Below are 21,384 nucleotides of genomic sequence, written 5' to 3'. Positions count from 1 at the left end.
GCCAGACAAGGCCCTTGCATGAAAGGCTCTAACTCTAAACAAAACAAATCGTTAAATCTTCGGCTGGTGCTGTCACAAGTAGCCACCCAAGGCCCGTTGTCACGTGCAGACCTCGCGCGGGCCACCGCATTAACCAAACAGACCATTACCAATCTGGTTGATGAGCTCATCGCGCATCAGTTGATCATTGAGACAGGTCAGTTGAAAGTTGGCGTTGGTAAACCGTCAACAATGCTGATGCTGAACGGCCCGGGTTTGTTCAGTCTTGGCATTCGGATCTGGCCGACGCGGGTTGAATTGGCTTTAAGCGATTTAACCGGTCAGTTATTACAGCATCAGACGCAGCCCAGGCAAAACGATGTCAGCCTGATCAGTCAAATCAGTCAGTTCACAACGCTGTTTTTGCAACAATCGGCGCATAACCACAGCCAGCTGCTGGGTGCCGGTCTGACCATAGTGTCAGCCTCAATTAGTGAGCCGGAACAACGCCATCAGGAACTACTGCTGCTGCAACAACAGCTGGCAACGGCTTTGCAACTGCCGGTCTGTGCCGCTCATACGGCGGCGGCCTGTGCAGCCTGGCAACTGTTGCATGGTGAGGCGCGCCAGCTGCATAGCTTTTGTTATATCCATCTGGGCCAGCAAATTGATACGGCGATTGTATTTGAGCGGCGGTTATTGCAGGGACAACATGGCTTAACAGGTGCTTTGGGTGAGATTTTTGTCACGCCGGATCAAGATCACAGCAATGGTGATTTTGGCCGGCTGAATGATTTTGCGTCAGTGCGATCATTGCAGCAATTTGTCGATAAAAAATTGCCGGGACTGCAGCTTGACTCCGCGGACGGCTTTGATCGTCTCGCCGCACAGGCGGACAAACTGAACCTTTGGTTTGACCGTGCGACCGAGCCGATGCGGGTGGCGATCCATACCTTGGAAACCTTGTTTAACTGCCAGACCATAATTATTGGTGGTGAAGTCAGCACATGGTTTCTCGATAAACTGATCAGCAAATTGCGACCTTTCATTCCATCGATCGCGCAATATGGGGCGCGTGACGTACCAAGGCTGATTAAAACGCCGCAGGTTGAACAAGTGGCGATGCAGGGTCTGACAGCGCTGCCGCTGCATGCTGCACTACGACCGGATCAAGCCCGGCAAGTGCAGTTGCCACCGCAGTCGCAGCTGGACGCACGCCAACAATTGTTATTTTGCCTGGATAGTGTGGACGCAGCTGAGGACGAACAGTAAACCCAATCAGGCACGACGCAAATTATCGTGCAGCAGTTGGCGCAGTGCAGAAGGCTGTTTGGCGCGGGTGGCCGACGTGGCGTAATAGTTGGAGGTGTCGTTTTTCACCCGATTCAGGATCACGCCACCAATATTGACGCCAGATTGTGATAACAAATCCATTTTGGCGGCGAAGTCTACCAACGGCGTTTTTTTCACGTCCACCACCAATTCAAGCTTGCCGACACATTTGGCCACCACCATCGCATCCGACACCGATAAAATCGGCGGGCATTCGATAATGACCCGGTCATACTTTTTCGCCAGCACTTTGAGCACAGCGTCAAAACGTGGCATCGACAAAAATAACAGCGGATTCATCGGCCGGATGCCGGATGGCAAGACATCTGCGTTCAGTTCTTTGCTGTAAAACACACATTGCTCAAAGGTATGAGTTTTCGCCAGTAAGTTGGTCAACCCGGGCCGGTGCGGATTTTCACCCAGCGCTTCCGCCAGTGCCGGAAAACGCAAATCGGCGTCAATGATGATCACGCGTTCCAACTCAGAAAACGATTTAGCCAGCTGCAGACAAATACTCGATTTACCTTCATTGGGCGAAATGGAAGTCAGGGCCAGCAAACGCTGTGTACTGAGTTGTTTATCCAGCAGAATGTTGGTACGTAACGAACGGATGTATTCCTGATACAAGGTATATTGTTTGCCAGATTGCTGGATCACCGGCAGATTGCGGTTGATGCCTTTGATGCGAATTTGTGGCACCACTCCCAATAACTTATAACCATAACGCGTCGCAATATGCCGGTATTTCGAAGTGACATCGGCAAAAAAGTGCAGACAAAGAACCAAAAATACTGCGCTGATAATGCCCAGAACAAAAGCGGCAACTGACAACAACAAACGTTTCGGCCCTATTGGCTTGACCGGGACTATCGCCGGGTCCACCACAAAAATACTCGACGTTTTATTGATGTCTTTCATCAGTTCGGTTTCTTTCATTTTGTCCGACAACGTGGTCAGCAAATGCAGATTGGCCTGAATTTCCGCTTCGAGTTTTTTATGTACCTGACCGACACTAACCAGTTTCTCCAGTCGGGTAGTTGCGGCATCAGCCTTTACAACGATTTCCTGTAAATTGCGTTGTAAATCGCGTTGACGGATCTGGAAATTCCCCGACAGTTTGTTTACTTCGCTGTTGAGCTGCTGACTGGTTACTTCAATCTTGCGATTGGCGGCAATATAACGTGGGTGCTTTTCCAGATAACTCAGCCGCAGTTGCGCAAATTCAGCTTGTTGCATCGCTAGTTGCTGTTGTAGCGAGGCAATCACCGGCACTGCAGCCACTTCGGCGATATTAATCAGCACTTCATAGTTCTGGCCCGCCTGTTGAATTTTACCCAGCAACACTGCCAACTCATCAGCTTGTTTTTGCAGCAGGCGACGTTCACCGAACAACTGAGTGATCTCGTGTTTACTCAGTTCAATATCGCTGCTGATATCGATGATATTGCGTTCCTGCCGGAACTGCTGCAGCTTTTGCTCCGACTCAACCAGCTTGTTGCGGACTTCATCCACCCGCTGTTTGATCCAGTCATTGGCCTCATGGTTGTGCTGCTGCATCAGGCCGGTCTGGTAATTCATGAAATGAGCCGCCAGCTGATTGACCACCTCGGCAGCAATAAAGGGATTGTGGTGCCTATAAGAAATTTGCAACAGCGTGGTTTTTGGCACTGCTGCTACGGACAGATCTGCCAGCAAGGCCTGGACGTCATCACGACGCATATCGTTTGGTAAGCCGAGTTCAAGATCGGCTGGCAGATTTTTCACCACATCCTGGGCAAATTGAGTGGAGGTTAATAGCTTAATTTGCGTATCAAGTTCATCGTTACCACCGCCCATGCCAGGGATCAGCGATTGTAACGGATTGGCAGCTAAACCACCTTTGACCATCAGCGTGGTGTCGGCACGAAACACAGATGGCAATTGCGATACAAAAGCAGTGACCAAGGCAAAAATCACACTGGTGATCAACACAATCAGCCAACGCCGGGCAGACAAGATAGCCAGAATGACGCTTAATTCAATCGCATCATTGGACTGTTGCACCTGTTGTTGCTGTTGTGATTGCATCAAAAAAAGCTCTTATCGATTTTGATCACATCACCGGGCAGGATGATCGTGTCCGAACTGGCTTTAAACGTTGCTTTGTCTGCGCCTCGCTGGATCTGCCAGGCGCTGCGCGACGCCCGGTCCAGCAAGCCTCCTGACAGCGCAATCGCCTGCTCCAGTGTGATATCCGGCTGATACGCATAGCTGCCAGGATTACGCACTTCGCCATAGATAAAAAACGGCCGGTAGCTGTCAACGGTGATAGAAACACTTGGCGCAACCAGGTATCCATCTTTAAGCCGTTGTTCCAGATATTCCTTAGCGCTTTGTTGAGTGTGGCCAGTCAGTCGAATACTGCCCAATAAAGGCATATCAATAAACCCCTGCTGACTGATTTCAGCAGTCACTGACAAATCTGGTTCCAGATAGACACTGATTTTAATCGAGTCGCCAGGGCCAAACTTATAGCCTTGCAAGCCCTGCGTAGCCTGGGGCTGTGCTTGCACAGTGCTAAGCAACAACAGGCTGATTAAAGCACACCACCATTTCACCATGACCAGCTGACCTCGGCCATCAATTCGAGACGGTCGCGATTTGATTGCTGCGGTTGGCTCTGACGGACCTGACTCAGTTGCACCAGGCTTTGCCACTGCTGTGCCCACTGCCAGCGCCAACCGGCACTGAGCGCATCGCGAGTTCTGTGGTAATCGCCCTGATCAAGCCGGGATGTGAGCCGACTGAGTTCAGCACTGAATTGATGTGACTGGTCATATTGCCAGCGCATACTGGCGGCATGGCGGGTATCAAGCTGGCTGACACTGCCAGTGGCATAAGACAACACAGAATTCCGACCGCTTTGCAGTTGGAGCTGCCAGCGCTCGTCAAACTGCCAGACGTTTTCCAGCTGCCAGTAACTGCCCGTCATTTTTGCCAGTTGATGGGCCTCATAGCTGCGCGAAAACCGCCCACCGGTCAGGCGAAAAAACTGCTGGCCGGTCCATTGCACCGCGAGACCGCCACCGTACTGATCAAGGTCAGTACTCAGTTGGTTTTGTTGTTCCTGCCGTCTGGCGACATCCACCACCAGTGCGACATTTTCATTCAGTTTATGGCTGTAGTGGGCTTCGGCAAAATCACTGTCTAATGTGGAATATCGTTGATCATGGACATCTTGCTGACGTCGATCTGTGCCGAGTGTGACCCGCAGATTCTGGATGTCTGGTGCCCGACCAAAACTTAGCGCGGCTTGTGCGCCGGTTTGTTTTGCAATTAAAGCCCGCTCGGCAGCAGACAAAAATTCTGCTGCGAGATCACCGGCCAGATGCTGGTCTTTGCGCAGAGTCGCTTGTAACGACAGATCGGTTTGAGGCGTCAGGAACAAACGTAATTCTGGCTGCAACTGATACAGCGTTTGCGCTAAATCGCTGGTGTCCCTGTATTGTTGGCGGCTGATTTGCATCGGCAGTTGCAGACCATAACCTTCAAACAAACCAAGCCAATCCCAACGGATGCCAGCGATACCACTTTGGTCTGACTGACGCTGAATTGCGGTATTGAATAGATTGTTATTACTGTGCACACCAAGGAAGGCACTGAGCTCGTTGTGAGCCTGATCCCAGTCAGCTGCGACGCTTTGCGCTGAGGTGATTAAGAAAAGCGGTACAAATCCGACGAAATACGACCTGTTCATGCAAAATGCTCTTGAAAAATAAAATATCCATATTTTCCTTTTATTTTTCCCTTACCGCATGGTAATGGAGAACGAAAAAAAAACAAAGCCTTTATCCAGCGTCCGGCGCATTAAAATCGTGTAAAAATATTGATCGGCTCAAGTCGCCCTAGATCAGCTGTCAATATGACGTAATCTGGCTTTTGCATCCCTGCACCATTCATAACAAAACGGCCGGGGTGTTACCACTCCGGCCGTTTTTGTAATGATCACATGGGCATGATTCAGATGCGGAACTGCGCTACCACCTGATTTAACGCAGAAGCGGAATTATCCAGCTGGCGCGCTTCCCCTGTCAGTTCCAGCGCATGCTCGGCGGTATTGTCAACCAATGCTGTGATCGCCGTCAGGCTGCGGTTAATGTCATCAGCGACAATAGTTTGCTGCTCAGTTGCCACCGCAATCTGGGTGCTTTGTTGTTGTACAACCATGATAGCCGCACTAATCGCAGTTAATGATTGCTGCATCGCCCGAGCACGGTCGGCACTCACCTCCGTCTGACTGCGGCCTTGTTGCATCACTTCTTCTGCCTGCTTGGCAATATACTGCAGTTTTTCCACCATCCGGCGGATGTCATCAGTACTTTCACGCGTGCGTCCTGCCAAAGATCTGACTTCATCAGCAACGACGGCAAAACCTCGGCCTTGTTCACCGGCACGGGCCGCTTCGATGGCGGCATTTAATGCCAGCAGATTGGTCTGTTCGGCGATGCCCTTAATCACGTCGACTACAGTACCGATATTTTCTGATTCTTTTGCAAGCCCTACCACGACATCAACGGCAGACACCATGCTTTGATTCAGCGATTCCATATCGTTAACCGCCAACTCAGACAATTTCGCTCCTTGCTGGCCACGGGCATCTGCATCTGCCGCAGCCTGGCTGGTCGATTGCGCATTACGGCTGATCTCCTGCACAGTCGCAGCCATTTCCGTCACCGCAGCAGAAACAGAATCTATCTGAGCCTTCTCATGTTGGATCTCCTGATTGGTCAGCCCAACGACCTGATTCAGATGCTCACTGGACAATTTGACCTGTTCAGCCTGCTGTTGGGTCTGCGCCAGTGACTGACGTAATTTACTGACAAAGGTATTAAAATGTCGTGCCAGCGCGCCCACCTCGTCTTGCTGTGCAATATCGATGCGTCGTGTCAGATCGCCGTCACCGCTGGCAATGTCTTGCATAGCATGAGTCAATTGTTGCAGTGGTTTGGTGATAACCCCAGTCGTAATCATGATACTTGCCGTGATTAGTGCCAGGATCAGCAGTGCGCCAAAGATTGACCACTGCACCGTCGACTCAATTGGCGCATCGATTAACGCGGCCGGGATCAGGATACCCACCAACCAGTTCATTTGCGGAAAATCACGGCTGACCGGCTGATAAGCGACGTAATAATCCGCACCGTTGAGTCGGATCTCGGCAAAACCAGACTGGCTTTGCTGTGCCGCTTTCGCCAGTGCGGCAAAACCGCTGTTGTTCTTATCTTTATCATCCAGCCCCTGGATTGGGTCATTGGCTTTGGTGGTAATGCCGGCCCGCTCGGAGAAATGCACAATCTGGCCTTTACCATCGAGTAAAAACGGCAAGCCCTCACCTTGATAGCGAATGGTCTCAACTTTATCCCCGACTTTATTGATATGCAGATCGAGACCACCAACACCAAGTAAAGTCCCATCTGGCAGGTACACCGGACCTTCCACGACGGCTGAGACGATGCCGGTAGTAAAATCGGCCGACGGCGAACCGACGAAAAACTTATTGTGCTTCATCGTCTCGATATACCATGGACGTTGGCTGGCAAAATAGCCTTTGTCCACCACACCTTTGTCTGGCCCATCCACATCAACGCCGGTTCTGGAATCTTCGCGGAAATACTCGTCAGAGCGGGTCAAAGCAAAAAACGCCGACAGAATATTGGCGTCGCCGCTGCTGATAGTTTTAAACGTCTGATTAATCTGCTGATAACCCTCAGCCGTTGCCAAATCGGTGCCACGCCCCGGATATTGCAAAAACCATTGCTGAAATTGCGGACTATGTAAAAAAGTCTTCGCCACCTGCGCATATTCTGCAAAGAACTGACCCACAGCGACAGACTCTTTCTGCATCAGGCTATTTGCCTCTGCTTCCACCTGTGCTCTGGTTTGCGCCGCGATATGCTGGATCACCAGAAATGCGGCAACTGCTAATAAAATGGCTGTGGAGCCACCGACTGCAAACAAAATTTTCTTTTTTATTGATGTTATTTTTTGATACAACATAGGACCCCCAAACATGTGCCGCTCCATCAAATCACAACGGATGAATTAAATCCAGCAGTTCAAAACAGACAATTAAATAATTGATCTATAAGAATTTATTGAATTAGAAACTCAAAATTCGCACCACTTTGACGCATCTCAACTGAATAGACTGACGGCAAGCGCAAAAATAGCGCATAAAACTATGTCCGCCGCGCTATTTTGGCGCAGCGGATTTGTTTGCCCTGAATTGATTGCCGACTTTTCAAGCAGTGCAAGTGCGGAGTATTGCCTGGATAACGCTGGAGCGTTTCAGACTCGCGACATCCTTGGAGCTCGCCCACCGGCAGCTGAGCTGTGCAAAACGGCTGTCCTGCCGTTTTGTGGAAAGCTTTAGCTGGTCCCGCAGGGATTTTTGCCAGAATGGCAAAAACAAAAAAACCTGCATTAAGCAGGTTTAATGGGTGAAAACGGATCTGAGCAAGCCAACCATTTGGCTTGCGCCGTTTTCACGCGACGAGCTCTGCGAGGAGCCGGGGGACGCAAAAACACAAAAACGCCTCGAGCGTTTTACACTCGCTACATCCATGTCGCTCGCCTACCGGCAGCTGAGCTGTGCAAAACGGCTATCCTGCCGTTTTGTGGACAGCTTTAGCTGGTCCCGCAGGGATTTTTGCCAGGATGGCAAAAACAAAAAAACCTGCACTAAGCAGGTTTAATGGGTGAAAACGGATCTGAGCAAGCCAACCATTTGGCTTGCTCCGTTTTCACGCGACGAGCTCTGCGAGGAGCCGGGGGACGCAAAAACAAAAAAACCTGCACTAAGCAGGTTTAATGGCGGACGCAGGAGGATTACAGCTGGCTGCGCCAACTGCCCTTCGGGTCGCGCTGCGCGCGCTCGGTCGGCAAAGCCGACGCGTCGAACCAAACGGGGGTTCTCACCGCCTGCGTCATCAGTTCTTAATTCGGGGACTAGCTTTAAACAAAAAAACCTGCACTAAGCAGGTTTAATGGCGGACGCAGGAGGATTCGAACCTCCGACCGCTCGGTTCGTAGCCGAGTACTCTATCCAGCTGAGCTATGCGTCCTGGGAGTATGTCTTGCGACAGGTCTTACAATTTTCTATCTTGCAGGTATTGCCAGTGTTTCAGATGGCGGACGCAGGAGGATTCGAACCTCCGACCGCTCGGTTCGTAGCCGAGTACTCTATCCAGCTGAGCTATGCGTCCATCTAATCTAAAAACAACTGGCGGAGGGAGAGGGATTCGAACCCTCGATAGAGTTTCCCCTATACACCCTTAGCAGGGGTGCGCCTTCAGCCACTCGGCCATCTCTCCGCGCTACGTTGCGGTGCGTATATTAATGTCTCAGGAAAATATGTCAAACAAAATTTTGAACCTGACTGTGCGATTGCCGACCTTTTAGACAATCTGCGCAATTAATAACGTAAACGACTACTTTTTACACAACAAAACAATAAAAACAATGATTTACGAAAACAGACTTATTGGTCATCATCCTGGCTGTAACCGCCTGGGGTGCCCTTTTCCGCTTGTATCCGCATGTAGATTTCTTCACGGTGCACTGATACTTCTTTTGGTGCATTCACACCGATCCGTACCTGATTACCTTTTACGCCTAACACAGTGACAGTCACTTCATCACCGATCATTAATGTCTCACCAACGCGACGGGTCAAAATAAGCATTCGTTTGCTCCTATCCTTTAGTCCCAGCTATTTAAACGACGCTTAGCCTTTCACCAACGCGTCCATGTTGCCAATCATAACTCAGCATTCAAATTTATGAAAATCCAGCGATTAATTATCGCTGTTGAACAAAACCTGATGTAATTTTGCTGCGGCGCCTTCAACCAGTTCCGGTGCCATTAATACAGAAAAACGACTTTCAGTTTGCGTCATCGCCCAAATCTGGATATTCAGCTGATTTAGCAGCTGATGGATCCGCGCGACCACATCGGGTTGTGACCTGATGCCGATACCGACCACCGACAGTTTAGCAAGATTTGCTTGAATGCGGTGCTGAGCGTCCCGACAATTTTTCAGCAAATTCTGTACATCGTCAGCGACTTGCAGCCAATCGCTGTTAGTCAGCACCAATTGCACAGTCAGCTGATCGGGCCAAACGCCATATTGTTGTACCATATCCGTTTCAACGTTGTGCGCAGCTAAAAGGTTCAGTAACCGGCAAAAATCAGTATGACTCAACGCCTGTAACTGCAGAAACGTCAGGCCATGCTGGCAGGCAATACCGGATATTAACGGCAGTAGCATTGGATCTTCCTCGTAAGTCATCAGCGTGCCGGCATCCGGCCTGAAAGTCGATAAGACACGCAACAGCACCCGATGACGACCGGCATATTCGACGGATCGTGAGTGCAGCACCTTCGCACCAACACTGGCCAGCTCCAGCATGTCACCAAACGGGATCTGCGACAGACGTCGTGCACCAGGGCAGATCCGTGGATCGATGGTGTATACGCCATCGACATCGGTATAGATCTGACACTCGTCTGCTTGCACAGCCGCAGCCAGTGCAACAGCCGACGTATCAGAGCCGCCGCGTCCCAGCGTCGTCAGATTGCCTTCGATATCCCGGCCCTGGAAACCTGCGACTACCACAATATGGCCTTGCTCCAGTTCCTGTGCCAGGCGTTCGGTATCGACGTGTTCAATCCGCGCTTTGCCAAATTTATTGTCTGTGCGGATACACACCTGATCAGCCAGTAGTGACACAGCGGGGTATCCGCGCTTCACCAGCGCGATAGCCAGCAATGCCACACTGACCTGTTCCCCGGCTGCCGCCAGCACGTCCAACTCGCGCGCACTGGCCTTTACGTCTATCCGCTGAGCCAGCCCGAGTAACCGGTTGGTTTCCCCGGCCATCGCTGACACCACAGCAATCACTTTATGGCCGGCCTGCACAGTGCGAATAATCAAATCCGCCACCGCTTCTATCCGTTCGGTGGTGCCGACTGAGGTACCACCGAACTTTTGCACCAGTAATGCCACCTGTTACAGCTTCGCTGCCAGATAGTCTGTGGCCGCCGCGAGTACCTTGCCAAGACCAGCAACGTCGGTGCCTCCGGCTTGCGCCAGATCCGGTTTGCCGCCGCCTTTACCACCCAGTTGTTCGGCCGCCCAGCCAACCAGCTGGCCAGCATTGACTTTATCGGTAAGGTCTTTGGTGACGCCCGCGATCAGGCTGACTTTGCCGTCACTGGCTGTGCCAAGCAGAATGACGCCGGAGCCGATGTTGTTTTTCAGCTCGTCGACCATAGTGCGGAAACCTTTTGGATCCACACCGGACAGCTCTGCAATCAGCACTTTCGTGCCGTTCAGCACGACTGCTTTTTCCAGCAATGAAGCACCGGCGGCGCTGGCCATTTTCGCTTTCAGTTGTTCCAGTTCTTTTTCCAGCAGCTTGCTGCGGTCTAAGGTCTGTACAACGCGATCGGCAATCGACAGCACATCGCCCTTGAGTAATCCGGCAACTTGCTGCGCTTGCTGTTCCAGCTTATGTAAATAAGCCAGAGCACCAGCGCCTGTCACCGCTTCAATCCGGCGTACACCGGCAGCGATGCCGCTTTCCACCAAGATTTTAAACAAACCGATATCACCGGTGCGCGCCACGTGGGTACCACCGCAGAGTTCAATTGAAAACTCACCCATCGACAACACACGGACGTCGTCATCATATTTTTCGCCAAACAGCGCCATAGCGCCGGCGGCTTTAGCAGCATCCAGTTGCATCAGTCGCGTCAACACTTCATGGTTGGCCTGAATTTGCGCATTGACCAGCTGTTCAATCTGACGAACTTCGTCGGCTTTCACTGCTTCAAAATGAGCAAAGTCAAAACGCAGACGGTCAGGACCCACTTGTGAGCCTTTTTGTACCACGTGTGCGCCTAAAACCTGCTGTAACGCGGCGTGTAACAGGTGGGTTGCAGAGTGATTTTTGCGAATAGCACCGCGGCGTTCGTTATCAATTTGTGCATCGACGCGCTCACCAACAGATAAAGTGCCGCTGATGGTGCCGCGATGCGCAAAAGCTTTGCCGATTTTGAGTGTGTCAACCACTGTGAACACTGCGCCGGATGCCAGCGTTAAAGTACCAGTGTCTCCCATCTGACCGCCGGACTCGGCATAAAATGGTGTCTGGTCGAGGATCACCAGCGCTTGCTGGCCGTCGATCACAGATTCAACTTTGTCACCGTCACGGACGATTTCCACCACAACAGCATTGCCGTGTTGTTCGGTGTAGCCAGTGAAATCAGTCACTTGCTCAGAAGTAACCGTTTGGTTGTAGTCCTGGCCAAAGCTGGAAGCGGCCTGTGCACGTTTGCGCTGGGCTTCCATGGCGGCTTCAAATCCTGCCTGATCAACGGTCAAGCCTTGTTCGCGTGCGACATCGCTGGTCAAATCGACCGGGAAGCCATAAGTGTCATACAGCTTAAATACCACTTCGCCCGGAATTTCTTTGCTATCGCCAAGCGCAGCCAAAGCATCTTTGAGCAGCAACAGACCGCGTTCCAGCGTCTTACCAAACTGCTCTTCTTCCATCCTCAGTACTTTTTCAATAACAGCTTGTTTTTCAATCAGCTCCGGATAGGCTTCGCCCATTTGCACTGCGAGCTCAGCCACTAACTTACTGAAGAATACGCCTTTGGCGCCCAGCTGATTGCCATGGCGCACAGCGCGGCGGATGATGCGGCGCAGCACATAACCACGGCCTTCATTCGATGGCATCACACCGTCGGCGACCAGGAAAGAACAGGAACGGATATGGTCGGCGATCACGCGCAGCGATTTGTTGTCCAAATCAGCAGTGCCGGTCACGGCTGCAGCCGCTTTGATGAGCCCTTGGAAGATATCGATTTCATAGTTGCTGTGCACGTGCTGCATAATGGCAGCAATACGTTCCATCCCCATGCCGGTATCCACGCTTGGTTTTGGCAGCGGTTCCATCCGACCATCGGCGTGGCGGTTGAACTGCATAAAAACGTTGTTCCAGATCTCGATGAAACGGTCGCCGTCTTCCTCTGGTGAACCCGGTGGACCGCCATAGATATGGTCACCGTGATCATAGAAAATCTCGGTACAAGGACCGCAAGGACCGGTGTCACCCATGGCCCAGAAGTTGTCTGAAGCAAAAGGTGCGCCTTTGTTGTCGCCGATACGGATCGCACGTTCGACAGGCACGCCAATCTTCTGGGTCCAGATGTCAAAAGCTTCGTCATCAGTGGCGTATACCGTGATCCACAGCTTTTCTTTCGGTAACTGCAAAACTTCAGTCAGGAATTCCCAGGCGTATTTAATGGCGTCTTCTTTGAAATAATCACCAAAGCTGAAATTGCCCAGCATTTCAAAAAAGGTGTGGTGACGGGCGGTATAACCGACGTTTTCCAGGTCGTTATGTTTACCACCGGCACGCACACAACGCTGCGATGTCACGGCACGGTTGTAGTTACGTTTGTCCTGGCCAAGAAACACATCTTTAAATTGCACCATGCCGGCGTTGGTAAACAACAGCGTCGGGTCGTTGCCCGGAATTAACGAGCTGCTGGAAACAATTTGGTGGCCTTTACTGGCGAAAAAGTCCAGAAAGGCGCGGCGCAGTTGCGCAGAGGTCATGTACATAGGCTGTCCTAACTATCTGAATGTTGTAATGCGTAGCGGATCTGCTCCGAATTGAAGCCACGGCGTTGTAAAAACGCCATCCGTTTTAATCGTTCTTTGTCTGAACCGGCCGCCAGCTCGCCGAATTTCTTCTGCACGCAGCTGCGGGCCAGTTCAAACCAATCGGGTTCAGCGCTGTCGAGCGCTTGTTGTAACAACTCCTGGTCCAGCCGGTGTTGCCGGCTTAATTGCCGCAGCACCGCAAGACCCTGTCCTTTACTGACGCAATGACGCAATAACATCTCAGCAAAGCGCTGATCTGACTGATATTGATCCTGCTGACAACGTTCCAATGTCACCTGAGCCAAATCGTCATCTGCGCCACGCTGGCGCAGTTTATCCAGCAGTTCATGGCTGCTATGCTCGCGCCGGCTCAGCAAACCGATGGCTAATTGCCAGGCTTGCTGCGCCGTCAAAACTTCAGGTTCAGACTTCAAACACTGCCGCCTCATCCGGCCGTGCCGGCGTCAGCACAAAGAATTCCCGAAATGACAGGAAAAAGCTGATGGCAAGCCATGGCAATATCAATATCCACGAAATCAGCATCGTGAACGGGCCAGTCAGCGCCAGCAGTACAGAGATAATACCAAACACCGTCAGTGCCGGGACATTGCGCCAGCACGCCATGAAACTGGCTTGTAGCACCGGCCAAAGCCGCTGCTCACGCAGAAAATAAATCACCGGCACTGCATAGGCAAATAACATCGCATTGACCGATGCCATTGCCACCAACGCGAACAATGCCAGTAAATCAGCCTCGCCGGTTTGCCACAGTGGCACTTGTTGCGCCAACAACAACTGACTGGGGATCGATAACAAAATATTCAGACCGGCCAGCCGGATAAAAGCTGCCCGATGGCTACTTTCTTTTAATGGTTGCCACAAAAGGTCCAGCGACAGAGGTTTCTGTTGTTGGGCCCGTACAATGCCGTCATAAAAACCAGCCAGTAAAAATGGCCCCAGCAACGCCGCAACCACCGCCAGTAAAGGATGGACCAGCCCCAACAGCGACACAACCAGCATCAACCAGAACATCGCGAGTAACAGCATATGCTGGCGCAGCAGCAACCAGCCTTGTTTGAGCCAGTCCAGACCGGCTTTCGCCGGCGCCCGGCGGATCACTAATTGTAATTTCATCCGGCTATCTCCTGCCAAGTCGGGCTGACGTCGCCCACGGTTGCAGCACAAAGCCACTGTTGAAAGAACGACGCCTGCGCGTCCTGCTCAGTTGGTGCAAAAGGAGCAAAATGCCGCGGCTGCGCCGGGTCAAATGGCCCTTGTTTGACTTCAAGAAATACGGCGCCCGGCGCTCTCGCCACCACGGTATGCCACTGTCGCGGAGCCAACTCCAGACCGGTTAAAGCCGAACCGGCACTGAGTTGCCTGCGTGCAGTGACAGTGCCGGCATCGTCAAATTGCAAAAAATCCACCGCGCCAGCCAGCATCACAAACAATTCCCATTGTTGTGGTTCGGTATGTCGATGTGGCGGAACATAACTGTCTGCATGCATCGCAATGACCACCCGCTGCACCGGCTCTGCGAAATTCTGATGTAAATTCAAAAATGTCCGCCGCCGCGGCTGTTGCGCCGCTGTCGCAAGTAATTCAGTAAATAAGGCTTGATCTAATAACATACCAGCAAAAATTCGGTTTAATTGCGCTGAATAAAGCGGCCTATCATACTGCAAATGTCTGCGCTTCCCATAGTGCTAAATCAGGGCAAAACCGCAGCCAGACTGACAAAAAAGGTGCCGTTGGCACCTTTTTTCTACTAATCGCTGCGTCAGCTGTGTTTACTCACGGACAATCTCCATCTCCGCGGTCAGATTGGTCGCGCCATCGACTTTTTCCATCTGCCACAACAGATAGCGGCTGTCGACATGGATAGAGCGGTTCAGCGCTGGATCGTAGTCATAATTACCGATAATGCCTTCAATCACACCATCAAACAGCAACCCAACCAGTTCAGCTTTGCCGTTTAACGTCGGTGAGCCTGAGTTACCGCCAGTCGTGTCGACCGTGCTTAGGAAATTCACCGGCACCGTTTTCAGCTCTGGATGCGCGTACGCACTAAAGTCGCCACCAGCAATGGCCGCCAACTGTGCCGCCGGTGCGTTAAACGGGCTTTGGCCTGTATGTTTTTCACTAATGCCTTTGAGCGTGGTAAACGGCTGATAGGCCACACCATCACGCGGCTGATAACCTTTCACTTCACCGAAGGTCACGCGCAGCGTGCCATTTGCATCGGCATACACAGGCTTCTGACTGGCTTTGTTAAACGCAATCACAGCTTCCATCACTTTCGGACGCGCGACGGCCAGTTTGCCGGCGTAGTTTTTGCTGTCATTTTCCAATTGCAGGTCGATATCTGCCAGTGCAACAGCGAACTGGATAGCCGGATCCTGGCTGGTCTTGAACTCCTCAACCGACTTACCAATCCAGGCTAGTCGCTCGACTTCGTCACTGAGCAGGCTCGTCTGATAAATCTGTACTAGTTTGGCGCGCACTGCGGCTTCATCAAACCCTTCGGCAATACCGAAATATTGATCAAATGCCGCCAGACGCTGCGGTTTTGGCAGCGCGGCATAATGCTTCAGGAAATGTAACGCGATTTCTAAATCAACCGCGCCGTCAAAACTACGTGACATCCGCTTCAAGCCAGCTTTGAACCGCTCCTGATCGCGCTGCTGAAAGCCGGTTTCGCGTTCTTCATCCGGCTTTTGTTGCTCCAGCGCCAACCGGTACAATTTACGGCTGGTACTGAACAGCTGGGCATAACCAAAATAATTCAGGATCAGGTCGCGTTGTTGGGTCGCCGTGTCAGCATCAAGCAATTGCTGCAGGCTCAACAGTGCCGGTTTGTACTTGGCTTTGCGTGAAGGTTCAGCCTCAATCCAACGATGCAGGATCGCTTCAAATTCGTCTTTACGCTGTTGCGTTGTACCTTTTTGATAGGTCTGGATCATGCCGTCATAGTTTTTGGCGTAGTTGGCAAGGCCGGCCAGAATGGACTCATATTTGATGCGGGCTTCACTGCCTTCTGCGGCATGCTGTTTAATCAGCGCTATGGCTTCCTGACGGTACTGGCGCGCAGCCGGTAGCACAGTGGTGAACTGATTTCGTACTTCAAAGGCGGTGTTGTAGCGGTTAGTGCGACCCGGATAGCCAAGCACCATGACAAAATCGCCTTGCTGAACGCCTTTCGCGGAAACTTTTAAAGCACTCGGCGGCACAAAAGCGACGTTGTCAGCACTGTAATCTGCCGGTTTGCCATCTTTGCCGACATAAGCGCGGTAAAACGCATAATCACCGGTATGACGTGGCCACATCCAGTTATCAATGTCGCCACCAAACACGCCGACGCCGCCCGGCGGCGCATGCACCAGCCGCACGTCACGGATCTCCAATTGCTTGATCAGGTAATATTCCAGACCACCGTGAAAGCTGTAGACGTCGCAACGATAACCAGCAGTCGCCTCGCATTCAGCCACCAGCTCTTTACGCAGCTGGTCTATTTTGTCAAAACGGTCTTTCCCCTGCAGTTGCGGCGTCAGCTCCTGCTTAATTTGTTGGGTCACATTACTGACCGCTTCGGTCACTAAGATTTTACTGCCCGGTGCTGCCGGCAATTCTTCTGCCGGCGTTTTTGCCAGAAAACCCCGCTCAATCAGGTTGTTCTGTGCAGTGCTATTGTGCTGAATACTGCTGTACGCACAGTGGTGATTGGTCAGCGCCAGGCCTTGTTTAGACACAAAAGATGCAGTACAGCCACCGAGGCTAATCACTGCATTCATTGGGAAGGCGGTTAGTTCGGCGATAGATTTTGCATCGATTTGCAAGCCTTTCGCTTTGAGAACGGCTTCCAGTTCCGGTAACTGATGGGGTTGCCACATGCCTTCATCGGCGTTTGCTAAAGCGGCGGTCAATATTGAGCATACCGACAACGCCAGCACAGAATTTTTCATTCAACGATTCCTTGAGATCCAACCGTGTCAGCACATTAGCTAACGGGTTCCACGACATGGATGATTTATCTGGATTTTGCCGCATTGTGCGATAAATCAGTCGGCAAATAACAGTCCCAATCGCAGAAAAAATACAGAACTTGAAAAAGCCGGCAGGATCCCCCAGATCCAGTGCAGTTTTAATCACCGGACGCTGCAGTAAAGACGATGGAAAAGCAAATTGAAAAACTAATGTACGCCAGCCGCTGGTTGATGGCGCCAATGTATCTGGGACTGAGCCTGGTGCTGATTGCCTTGGGTATTAAATTTTTTCAGGAAATCTTCCATCTCCTGCCCAACATCATCGTTACAAAAGAAGCTGACCTGATCCTGGTGGTGTTGTCGTTAATTGATATTGCGCTGGTTGGTGGCCTGATTGTGATGGTGATGTTTTCCGGTTACGAGAACTTTGTGTCTCGACTGGATATTGATGATTCGTCAGAAAAACTGAATTGGCTTGGCAAAGTCGACTCGGGTTCACTGAAAAACAAAGTCGCAGCGTCTATTGTGGCGATATCGTCGATTCACCTGCTAAAAATTTTTATGGACACGCCGAACATCGATAACGACAAAATCATGTGGTACCTGTTGATCCATATCACTTTTGTCTTGTCAGCCTTTGTCATGGGTTACCTAGACAAGCTGACGAAAGAGAGAGTCTGAAATTGACCCGGACCGATGGCTGAGTTAGTTTAGGAGATCCGCGCTATGCGCGGCCAGTCATACGTCAAGAGGTTTTGCTGTGCAGGGATCCGCGCAAGTTTTTTACCGCTTCATTCAGGCCGCAGTCGTCACACTGTTGTTGTGCAGTTATCCCCTGTTCTCGATGGAAGCTGGCCTGCCGCTGTTAAAAAACTTTAAGCCAAAAGATTACAATGCCGGCACGCAGAATTGGGCCATGCTGCAAGATAGTGATGGCTTGATTTACGCCGGCAACAACGTGGGTGTACTCGAATTTGATGGCGTGCACTGGCGCGTCATCGCGACGACGAATCAGTCGGTCGTGCGTTCTCTGGCGCTTGGCCATGACGGCAGGATTTATGTCGGTGCCAAAGGTGACCTCGGTTATATCAATAAAGCCCGTCCGCAAGGCGCCCAGTTTATTTCTTGGCGCGATCGCATCCCAGCCGCTTACCGCAATTTTCAGGATATTCGCCAGACTTTTGTCACCGAACAAGGGATATTGTTTGTCGCCCGCTCCTATCTGTTTTTAATCAACGATCAGGAAGTGCGCAGCTGGACCAGCGAGTCCGCCTTTATGAAGGCCTTTCAGATCAATGACCGCATCCTGATTAAAGAACAGGATACCGGCCTGCTCGAACTGAAAGACGGGCGGCTGGAGCCAGTCAACAGCACGCAGCCACTGGCGGATAAAGCGGTGTTTGTCGCCGAACAATGGAATGAAAATCAGGTACTGATTGGCACACGCGACGCCGGATTTTTTCTGCTGGGTCCAAGCGGTATGCAACCATTTCAGATGCCCGCCAGCAAAGAACTAGACCAGGCGATGATTTATACCAGTCAGCGCCTGCGTAACGGCCTGCTGGCGATTGGCACAGTGCGGGACGGCATCTATCTGCTGGACCAACAAGGCAACATCCACAGCCATATCAATAAGTTTTCCGGCATGCTCGATGACAATGTCCGCGCGCTGATGGAAGACCGTCAGCAAGGCTTATGGGTGGCGATGGACCATGGTTTAGCGCGGGTAGAAGCCTCGTCCGCCATTTCGATGTTTAATCATGTGATGGGCCTCAAAGGCAACGTGTTGTCGTTACATCGCTATCAAAATCAGTTATTTGCCGGTACCAGTCAGGGCTTATTTCGTTTACAGGCGGATGGCGTAAAAGCGGCGCATTTCAGCGCCATTGATAACTTCAGCAACCAGACCTGGGATTTTGCTGATTTTGCCGACAGCATGCTGATCGCCAACAATAAAGGCGTCTATCAGTATCGCGATGGCAAGTCTGAATTGATTTTCGATGCGCCGATACCGGCCAAAGTCTTACTGGTGTCGCGTCAGCAGCCGGATACCGTCTGGGTTGGCCTGCAAAATGGTTTGCTGCGCCTGCAATACAGCGACGGTCAGTGGCGCAATCTTGGTGTCATCAGCGGCGTGGTCGGCAATCTGAACAGTCTGATTGAAGAAACGGACGGCAGCCTGTGGATCGGCACGCTGGCACACGGTGTTTACCGGCTGCAATTAAGTGGCGACACAGAACAAACGCCTTTACTGGATAACTTTACTGAAGCGGCCGGCTTACCCAGCCTGAACCGCAATTCGGTGCATCGCTGGTCTGGTGGCTTATTGTTTGCCACTGTGGCTGGTTTGTATCAGTTTAATCAAAGCACTCAGACTTTTGGCATCCATCCGGTGTTCAGTGGCCTGTTTGCGCAGCAACCCTGGGTGCGCTCGCCGACTCAGGATAGCAGTGGCCGCATCTGGATGATTAACTGGGACAATCAGACTGGTGAACGTCAGGCCGGAGCAGCCGAAAAGATCGGACCGGACCAGCCCTATCACTGGTCTACCGCGCCATTATTCCCATTGGCCGATACGCCACTGGATGTGATCTTGGCCGAAGATGCCGCCATTACCTGGTTTGGTGGCGCTGAAGGTATTTTTCGTTTTGATGCCAGCCGGATCAGCCGCAGCATTGTGGCGCACCCGCCGCTGATCCGCCGGGTGGTCAGTCGTGACAATCAGACGCACTTTGCCGGCGGTCAACTGGCCAAACTGCAACTGGCATCTGATCAGAATTCATTGCGGCTTGAATATACGGTGCCCCGTTACGGCCACCTCGATACCAACCTGTTTCAGGTGCAGCTGGTGGGGAATGACCCGGCCTGGTCGGATTGGCATAATGAAACCTACCGTGATTACACCAACTTAGCACCGGGCAATTATCAATTTAAATTGCGCTACAAAAACGCTTTTGGTGAGATCAGCGAAGCGACCCCATTACATCTGCAAATCGCCGCACCTTGGTATCAGAGCTGGTGGGCCTATATGGTCTACGTGCTGGCGGCACTGGGCCTGCTCAAAGTGCTGGTAGGCTGGCGCGTGCGGCCGGTGTTACAGGAAAACAGCAAACTGGAAGATTTGGTCAGACAACGGACCCAACATCTGGAAGATACGATGCAGATGCTCGAGGGTGCCAAACAAAAAGCGGAAACCGCGGCGGTGGCCAAAAGTGAGTTTCTGGCCAATATGAGTCACGAGATCCGCACGCCGATGAATGCCATTATTGGCTTTGCGCAATTGGCGCAAAACAGTGAGTCTTTTGCCGACCAGCAACTGTATTTAAGTAAAATCACTGCTTCCAGTAAAATTCTCTTAAGCATTATCAACGACATTCTTGATTTCTCTAAAGTCGAAGCAGGTAAGCTCGAGCTGGAACAGGTCCGCTTCCGGCTGCAGGATATGCTGCAGCAAATTCGCGATTTGTTTATTGAACAGGCCCGGCAAAAACGACTGGAATTGCAATTTAGCGTCGATCCGCAGGTGCCTGCCTGGCTGATTGGTGATCCGCTACGATTAAGTCAGGTGCTGATTAACTTGCTCAGCAATGCGGTGAAATTCACCGGTCAGGGCAAGGTCGTGCTGCGCGTCGATCTGGCGTTGCAAGTCAATCCGCCGGAAACCGCCGCTGAAGTCTGGTTGCATTTTGCCGTGCAGGACACCGGCATTGGCCTGAGTCCGGAGCAATGTCAGAATCTGTTCCAGGCGTTCAGCCAGGCTGACACTTCCACAAGTCGCAAATATGGTGGCACCGGGCTCGGCCTCAGTATCGCCCAGCGTCTGGTGCAGTTAATGGGCGGACGGATCGAGGTACAAAGTCTGGCCGGTATCGGCAGTACTTTTAGCTTTAGTATCCGGAGCTATCGCGCCGAGGCAGGCGGACCGGCCAAATTAGTTGCTGAGTCGCCGCTGCCGCTAAATACCGTCAAACCGGACAGCGATGCAACGTCCAAGGGCCGTATTTTGCTGGTGGAAGATAACAGCTATAACCAAACTCTGGCACGGATCATCCTGCAGCATGCTGGCTTTGCAGTGGATGTGGCAGATCATGGCGAACAGGCATTACAGCAACTCAGTCAGCACCAATATGCGCTGGTACTGATGGACGTGCATATGCCGACCATGGATGGTTACACCGCTACGCGGATCTTACGCCAGCAAGCGGCGCATGCCCGCTTACCGGTGATTGCTTTAACGGCACACGCCACCGAAGAATTCCGCCGCGAATGCCTCGACGCCGGGATGAACGATTTTATCGCCAAGCCATTTGATGCCCGCACTCTACTCAGCAAAGTGCAGGAATGGGCCTAGTGGTCTCAGATCGCAAGTTAAAC

15 protein-coding genes and 3 tRNA genes are annotated in these 21,384 nt (G+C 51.7%); 4 read left to right on the top strand and 14 right to left on the bottom strand.

Annotation, left to right across the window (positions count from 1 at the left end):
* Window positions 1-18: 18 nt before the first annotated feature.
* The gene (locus ACFFJP_RS05185; RefSeq protein WP_377241146.1) at window positions 19-1,251 is read left to right on the top strand and encodes an ROK family transcriptional regulator; all 1,233 of its coding nucleotides are present in this window, start codon (window positions 19-21) and stop codon (window positions 1,249-1,251) included.
* Window positions 1,252-1,257: 6 nt separating this feature from the next.
* Here ACFFJP_RS05185 and ACFFJP_RS05180 read toward each other — a convergent pair whose 3' ends face one another.
* The 4 genes from ACFFJP_RS05180 to ACFFJP_RS05165 form a co-directional block, all read right to left on the bottom strand.
* Window positions 1,258-3,378 (bottom strand): GumC family protein, encoded by a 2,121-nt coding sequence (locus ACFFJP_RS05180; protein WP_377241144.1) that lies wholly within the window; start codon window positions 3,376-3,378, stop codon window positions 1,258-1,260.
* A complete protein-coding gene (locus ACFFJP_RS05175; RefSeq protein WP_377241142.1) occupies window positions 3,378-3,911 on the bottom strand; it encodes a polysaccharide biosynthesis/export family protein in 534 nt (177 codons plus the stop codon). The genes ACFFJP_RS05180 and ACFFJP_RS05175 overlap by 1 nt, the downstream gene beginning before the upstream one ends.
* Window positions 3,905-5,047, bottom strand: a complete 1,143-nt coding sequence (locus tag ACFFJP_RS05170; protein ID WP_377241140.1) for a hypothetical protein — start codon at window positions 5,045-5,047, stop codon at window positions 3,905-3,907. Before ACFFJP_RS05170 ends, ACFFJP_RS05175 begins: the two co-directional genes overlap by 7 nt.
* 263 nt (window positions 5,048-5,310) lie before the next feature.
* Window positions 5,311-7,362, bottom strand: coding sequence for a methyl-accepting chemotaxis protein (locus tag ACFFJP_RS05165; RefSeq protein ID WP_377241138.1), 2,052 nt, complete (start codon window positions 7,360-7,362; stop codon window positions 5,311-5,313).
* Between the two features lie 428 nt (window positions 7,363-7,790).
* Here ACFFJP_RS05165 and ACFFJP_RS05160 point away from each other — a divergent pair, with 428 nt between their 5' ends.
* Complete coding sequence (locus ACFFJP_RS05160) at window positions 7,791-8,045, top strand: hypothetical protein (RefSeq protein ID WP_377241136.1); 255 nt, start codon at window positions 7,791-7,793, stop codon at window positions 8,043-8,045.
* Between the two features lie 292 nt (window positions 8,046-8,337).
* On the opposite strand, the gene ACFFJP_RS05155 is transcribed toward ACFFJP_RS05160, so the two are convergent.
* The 10 genes from ACFFJP_RS05155 to ACFFJP_RS05110 all read right to left on the bottom strand — a co-directional run bounded on the left by ACFFJP_RS05155 (window position 8,338) and on the right by ACFFJP_RS05110 (window position 16,989).
* Window positions 8,338-8,414, bottom strand: a tRNA-Arg gene (locus ACFFJP_RS05155).
* A 64-nt stretch (window positions 8,415-8,478) separates the two neighbouring features.
* A tRNA-Arg gene (locus ACFFJP_RS05150) sits at window positions 8,479-8,555 on the bottom strand.
* An 18-nt stretch (window positions 8,556-8,573) separates the two neighbouring features.
* A tRNA-Ser gene (locus tag ACFFJP_RS05145) sits at window positions 8,574-8,663 on the bottom strand.
* 167 nt (window positions 8,664-8,830) lie between these two features.
* Complete coding sequence (csrA, locus tag ACFFJP_RS05140) at window positions 8,831-9,034, bottom strand: carbon storage regulator CsrA (RefSeq protein ID WP_377241134.1); 204 nt, start codon at window positions 9,032-9,034, stop codon at window positions 8,831-8,833.
* Between the two features lie 111 nt (window positions 9,035-9,145).
* Window positions 9,146-10,357, bottom strand: coding sequence for an aspartate kinase (locus ACFFJP_RS05135; protein ID WP_377241132.1), 1,212 nt, complete (start codon window positions 10,355-10,357; stop codon window positions 9,146-9,148).
* Window positions 10,358-10,360: 3 nt separating this feature from the next.
* On the bottom strand, window positions 10,361-12,979 hold the full coding sequence (gene alaS, locus ACFFJP_RS05130; RefSeq protein WP_377243370.1) for an alanine--tRNA ligase: 2,619 nt from the start codon (window positions 12,977-12,979) through the stop codon (window positions 10,361-10,363).
* Between the two features lie 14 nt (window positions 12,980-12,993).
* Complete coding sequence (locus ACFFJP_RS05125) at window positions 12,994-13,461, bottom strand: regulatory protein RecX (RefSeq protein ID WP_377241130.1); 468 nt, start codon at window positions 13,459-13,461, stop codon at window positions 12,994-12,996.
* Window positions 13,451-14,161, bottom strand: coding sequence for a hypothetical protein (locus tag ACFFJP_RS05120; RefSeq protein WP_377241128.1), 711 nt, complete (start codon window positions 14,159-14,161; stop codon window positions 13,451-13,453). The genes ACFFJP_RS05125 and ACFFJP_RS05120 overlap by 11 nt, the downstream gene beginning before the upstream one ends.
* A complete protein-coding gene (locus ACFFJP_RS05115; RefSeq protein ID WP_377241126.1) occupies window positions 14,158-14,658 on the bottom strand; it encodes a WbuC family cupin fold metalloprotein in 501 nt (166 codons plus the stop codon). The genes ACFFJP_RS05120 and ACFFJP_RS05115 overlap by 4 nt, the downstream gene beginning before the upstream one ends.
* A gap of 159 nt (window positions 14,659-14,817) precedes the next feature.
* The gene (locus ACFFJP_RS05110) at window positions 14,818-16,989 is read right to left on the bottom strand and encodes a S46 family peptidase (protein ID WP_377241124.1); all 2,172 of its coding nucleotides are present in this window, start codon (window positions 16,987-16,989) and stop codon (window positions 14,818-14,820) included.
* 207 nt (window positions 16,990-17,196) lie between these two features.
* Between ACFFJP_RS05110 and ACFFJP_RS05105 the strand changes: the two genes are divergently transcribed.
* Window positions 17,197-17,691, top strand: a complete 495-nt coding sequence (locus ACFFJP_RS05105) for a TIGR00645 family protein (protein WP_377241122.1) — start codon at window positions 17,197-17,199, stop codon at window positions 17,689-17,691.
* Window positions 17,692-17,770: 79 nt separating this feature from the next.
* On the top strand, window positions 17,771-21,361 hold the full coding sequence (locus tag ACFFJP_RS05100) for a hybrid sensor histidine kinase/response regulator (protein WP_377241120.1): 3,591 nt from the start codon (window positions 17,771-17,773) through the stop codon (window positions 21,359-21,361).
* Window positions 21,362-21,384: the final 23 nt, after the last annotated feature.

This window comes from Rheinheimera tilapiae (genome assembly GCF_042432165.1).
Taxonomy (GTDB): domain Bacteria; phylum Pseudomonadota; class Gammaproteobacteria; order Enterobacterales; family Alteromonadaceae; genus Pararheinheimera; species Pararheinheimera tilapiae.
This window is presented reverse-complemented; position numbering and strand designations above follow the sequence as displayed.

Bases quoted from the DNA above. Each gene is read 5' to 3' on its own strand.
- ACFFJP_RS05185 (WP_377241146.1), top strand. From the start codon at position 19: ATGAAAGGCTCTAACTCTAAACAAAACAAATCGTTAAATCTTCGGCTG.
- ACFFJP_RS05180 (WP_377241144.1), bottom strand. From the start codon at position 3,378: ATGCAATCACAACAGCAACAACAGGTGCAACAGTCCAATGATGCGATT.
- ACFFJP_RS05175 (WP_377241142.1), bottom strand. From the start codon at position 3,911: ATGGTGAAATGGTGGTGTGCTTTAATCAGCCTGTTGTTGCTTAGCACT.
- ACFFJP_RS05170 (WP_377241140.1), bottom strand. From the start codon at position 5,047: ATGAACAGGTCGTATTTCGTCGGATTTGTACCGCTTTTCTTAATCACC.
- ACFFJP_RS05165 (WP_377241138.1), bottom strand. From the start codon at position 7,362: ATGTTTGGGGGTCCTATGTTGTATCAAAAAATAACATCAATAAAAAAG.
- csrA (WP_377241134.1), bottom strand. From the start codon at position 9,034: ATGCTTATTTTGACCCGTCGCGTTGGTGAGACATTAATGATCGGTGAT.
- alaS (WP_377243370.1), bottom strand. From the start codon at position 12,979: ATGACCTCTGCGCAACTGCGCCGCGCCTTTCTGGACTTTTTCGCCAGT.
- ACFFJP_RS05120 (WP_377241128.1), bottom strand. From the start codon at position 14,161: ATGAAATTACAATTAGTGATCCGCCGGGCGCCGGCGAAAGCCGGTCTG.
- ACFFJP_RS05115 (WP_377241126.1), bottom strand. From the start codon at position 14,658: ATGTTATTAGATCAAGCCTTATTTACTGAATTACTTGCGACAGCGGCG.
- ACFFJP_RS05110 (WP_377241124.1), bottom strand. From the start codon at position 16,989: ATGAAAAATTCTGTGCTGGCGTTGTCGGTATGCTCAATATTGACCGCC.
- ACFFJP_RS05105 (WP_377241122.1), top strand. From the start codon at position 17,197: ATGGAAAAGCAAATTGAAAAACTAATGTACGCCAGCCGCTGGTTGATG.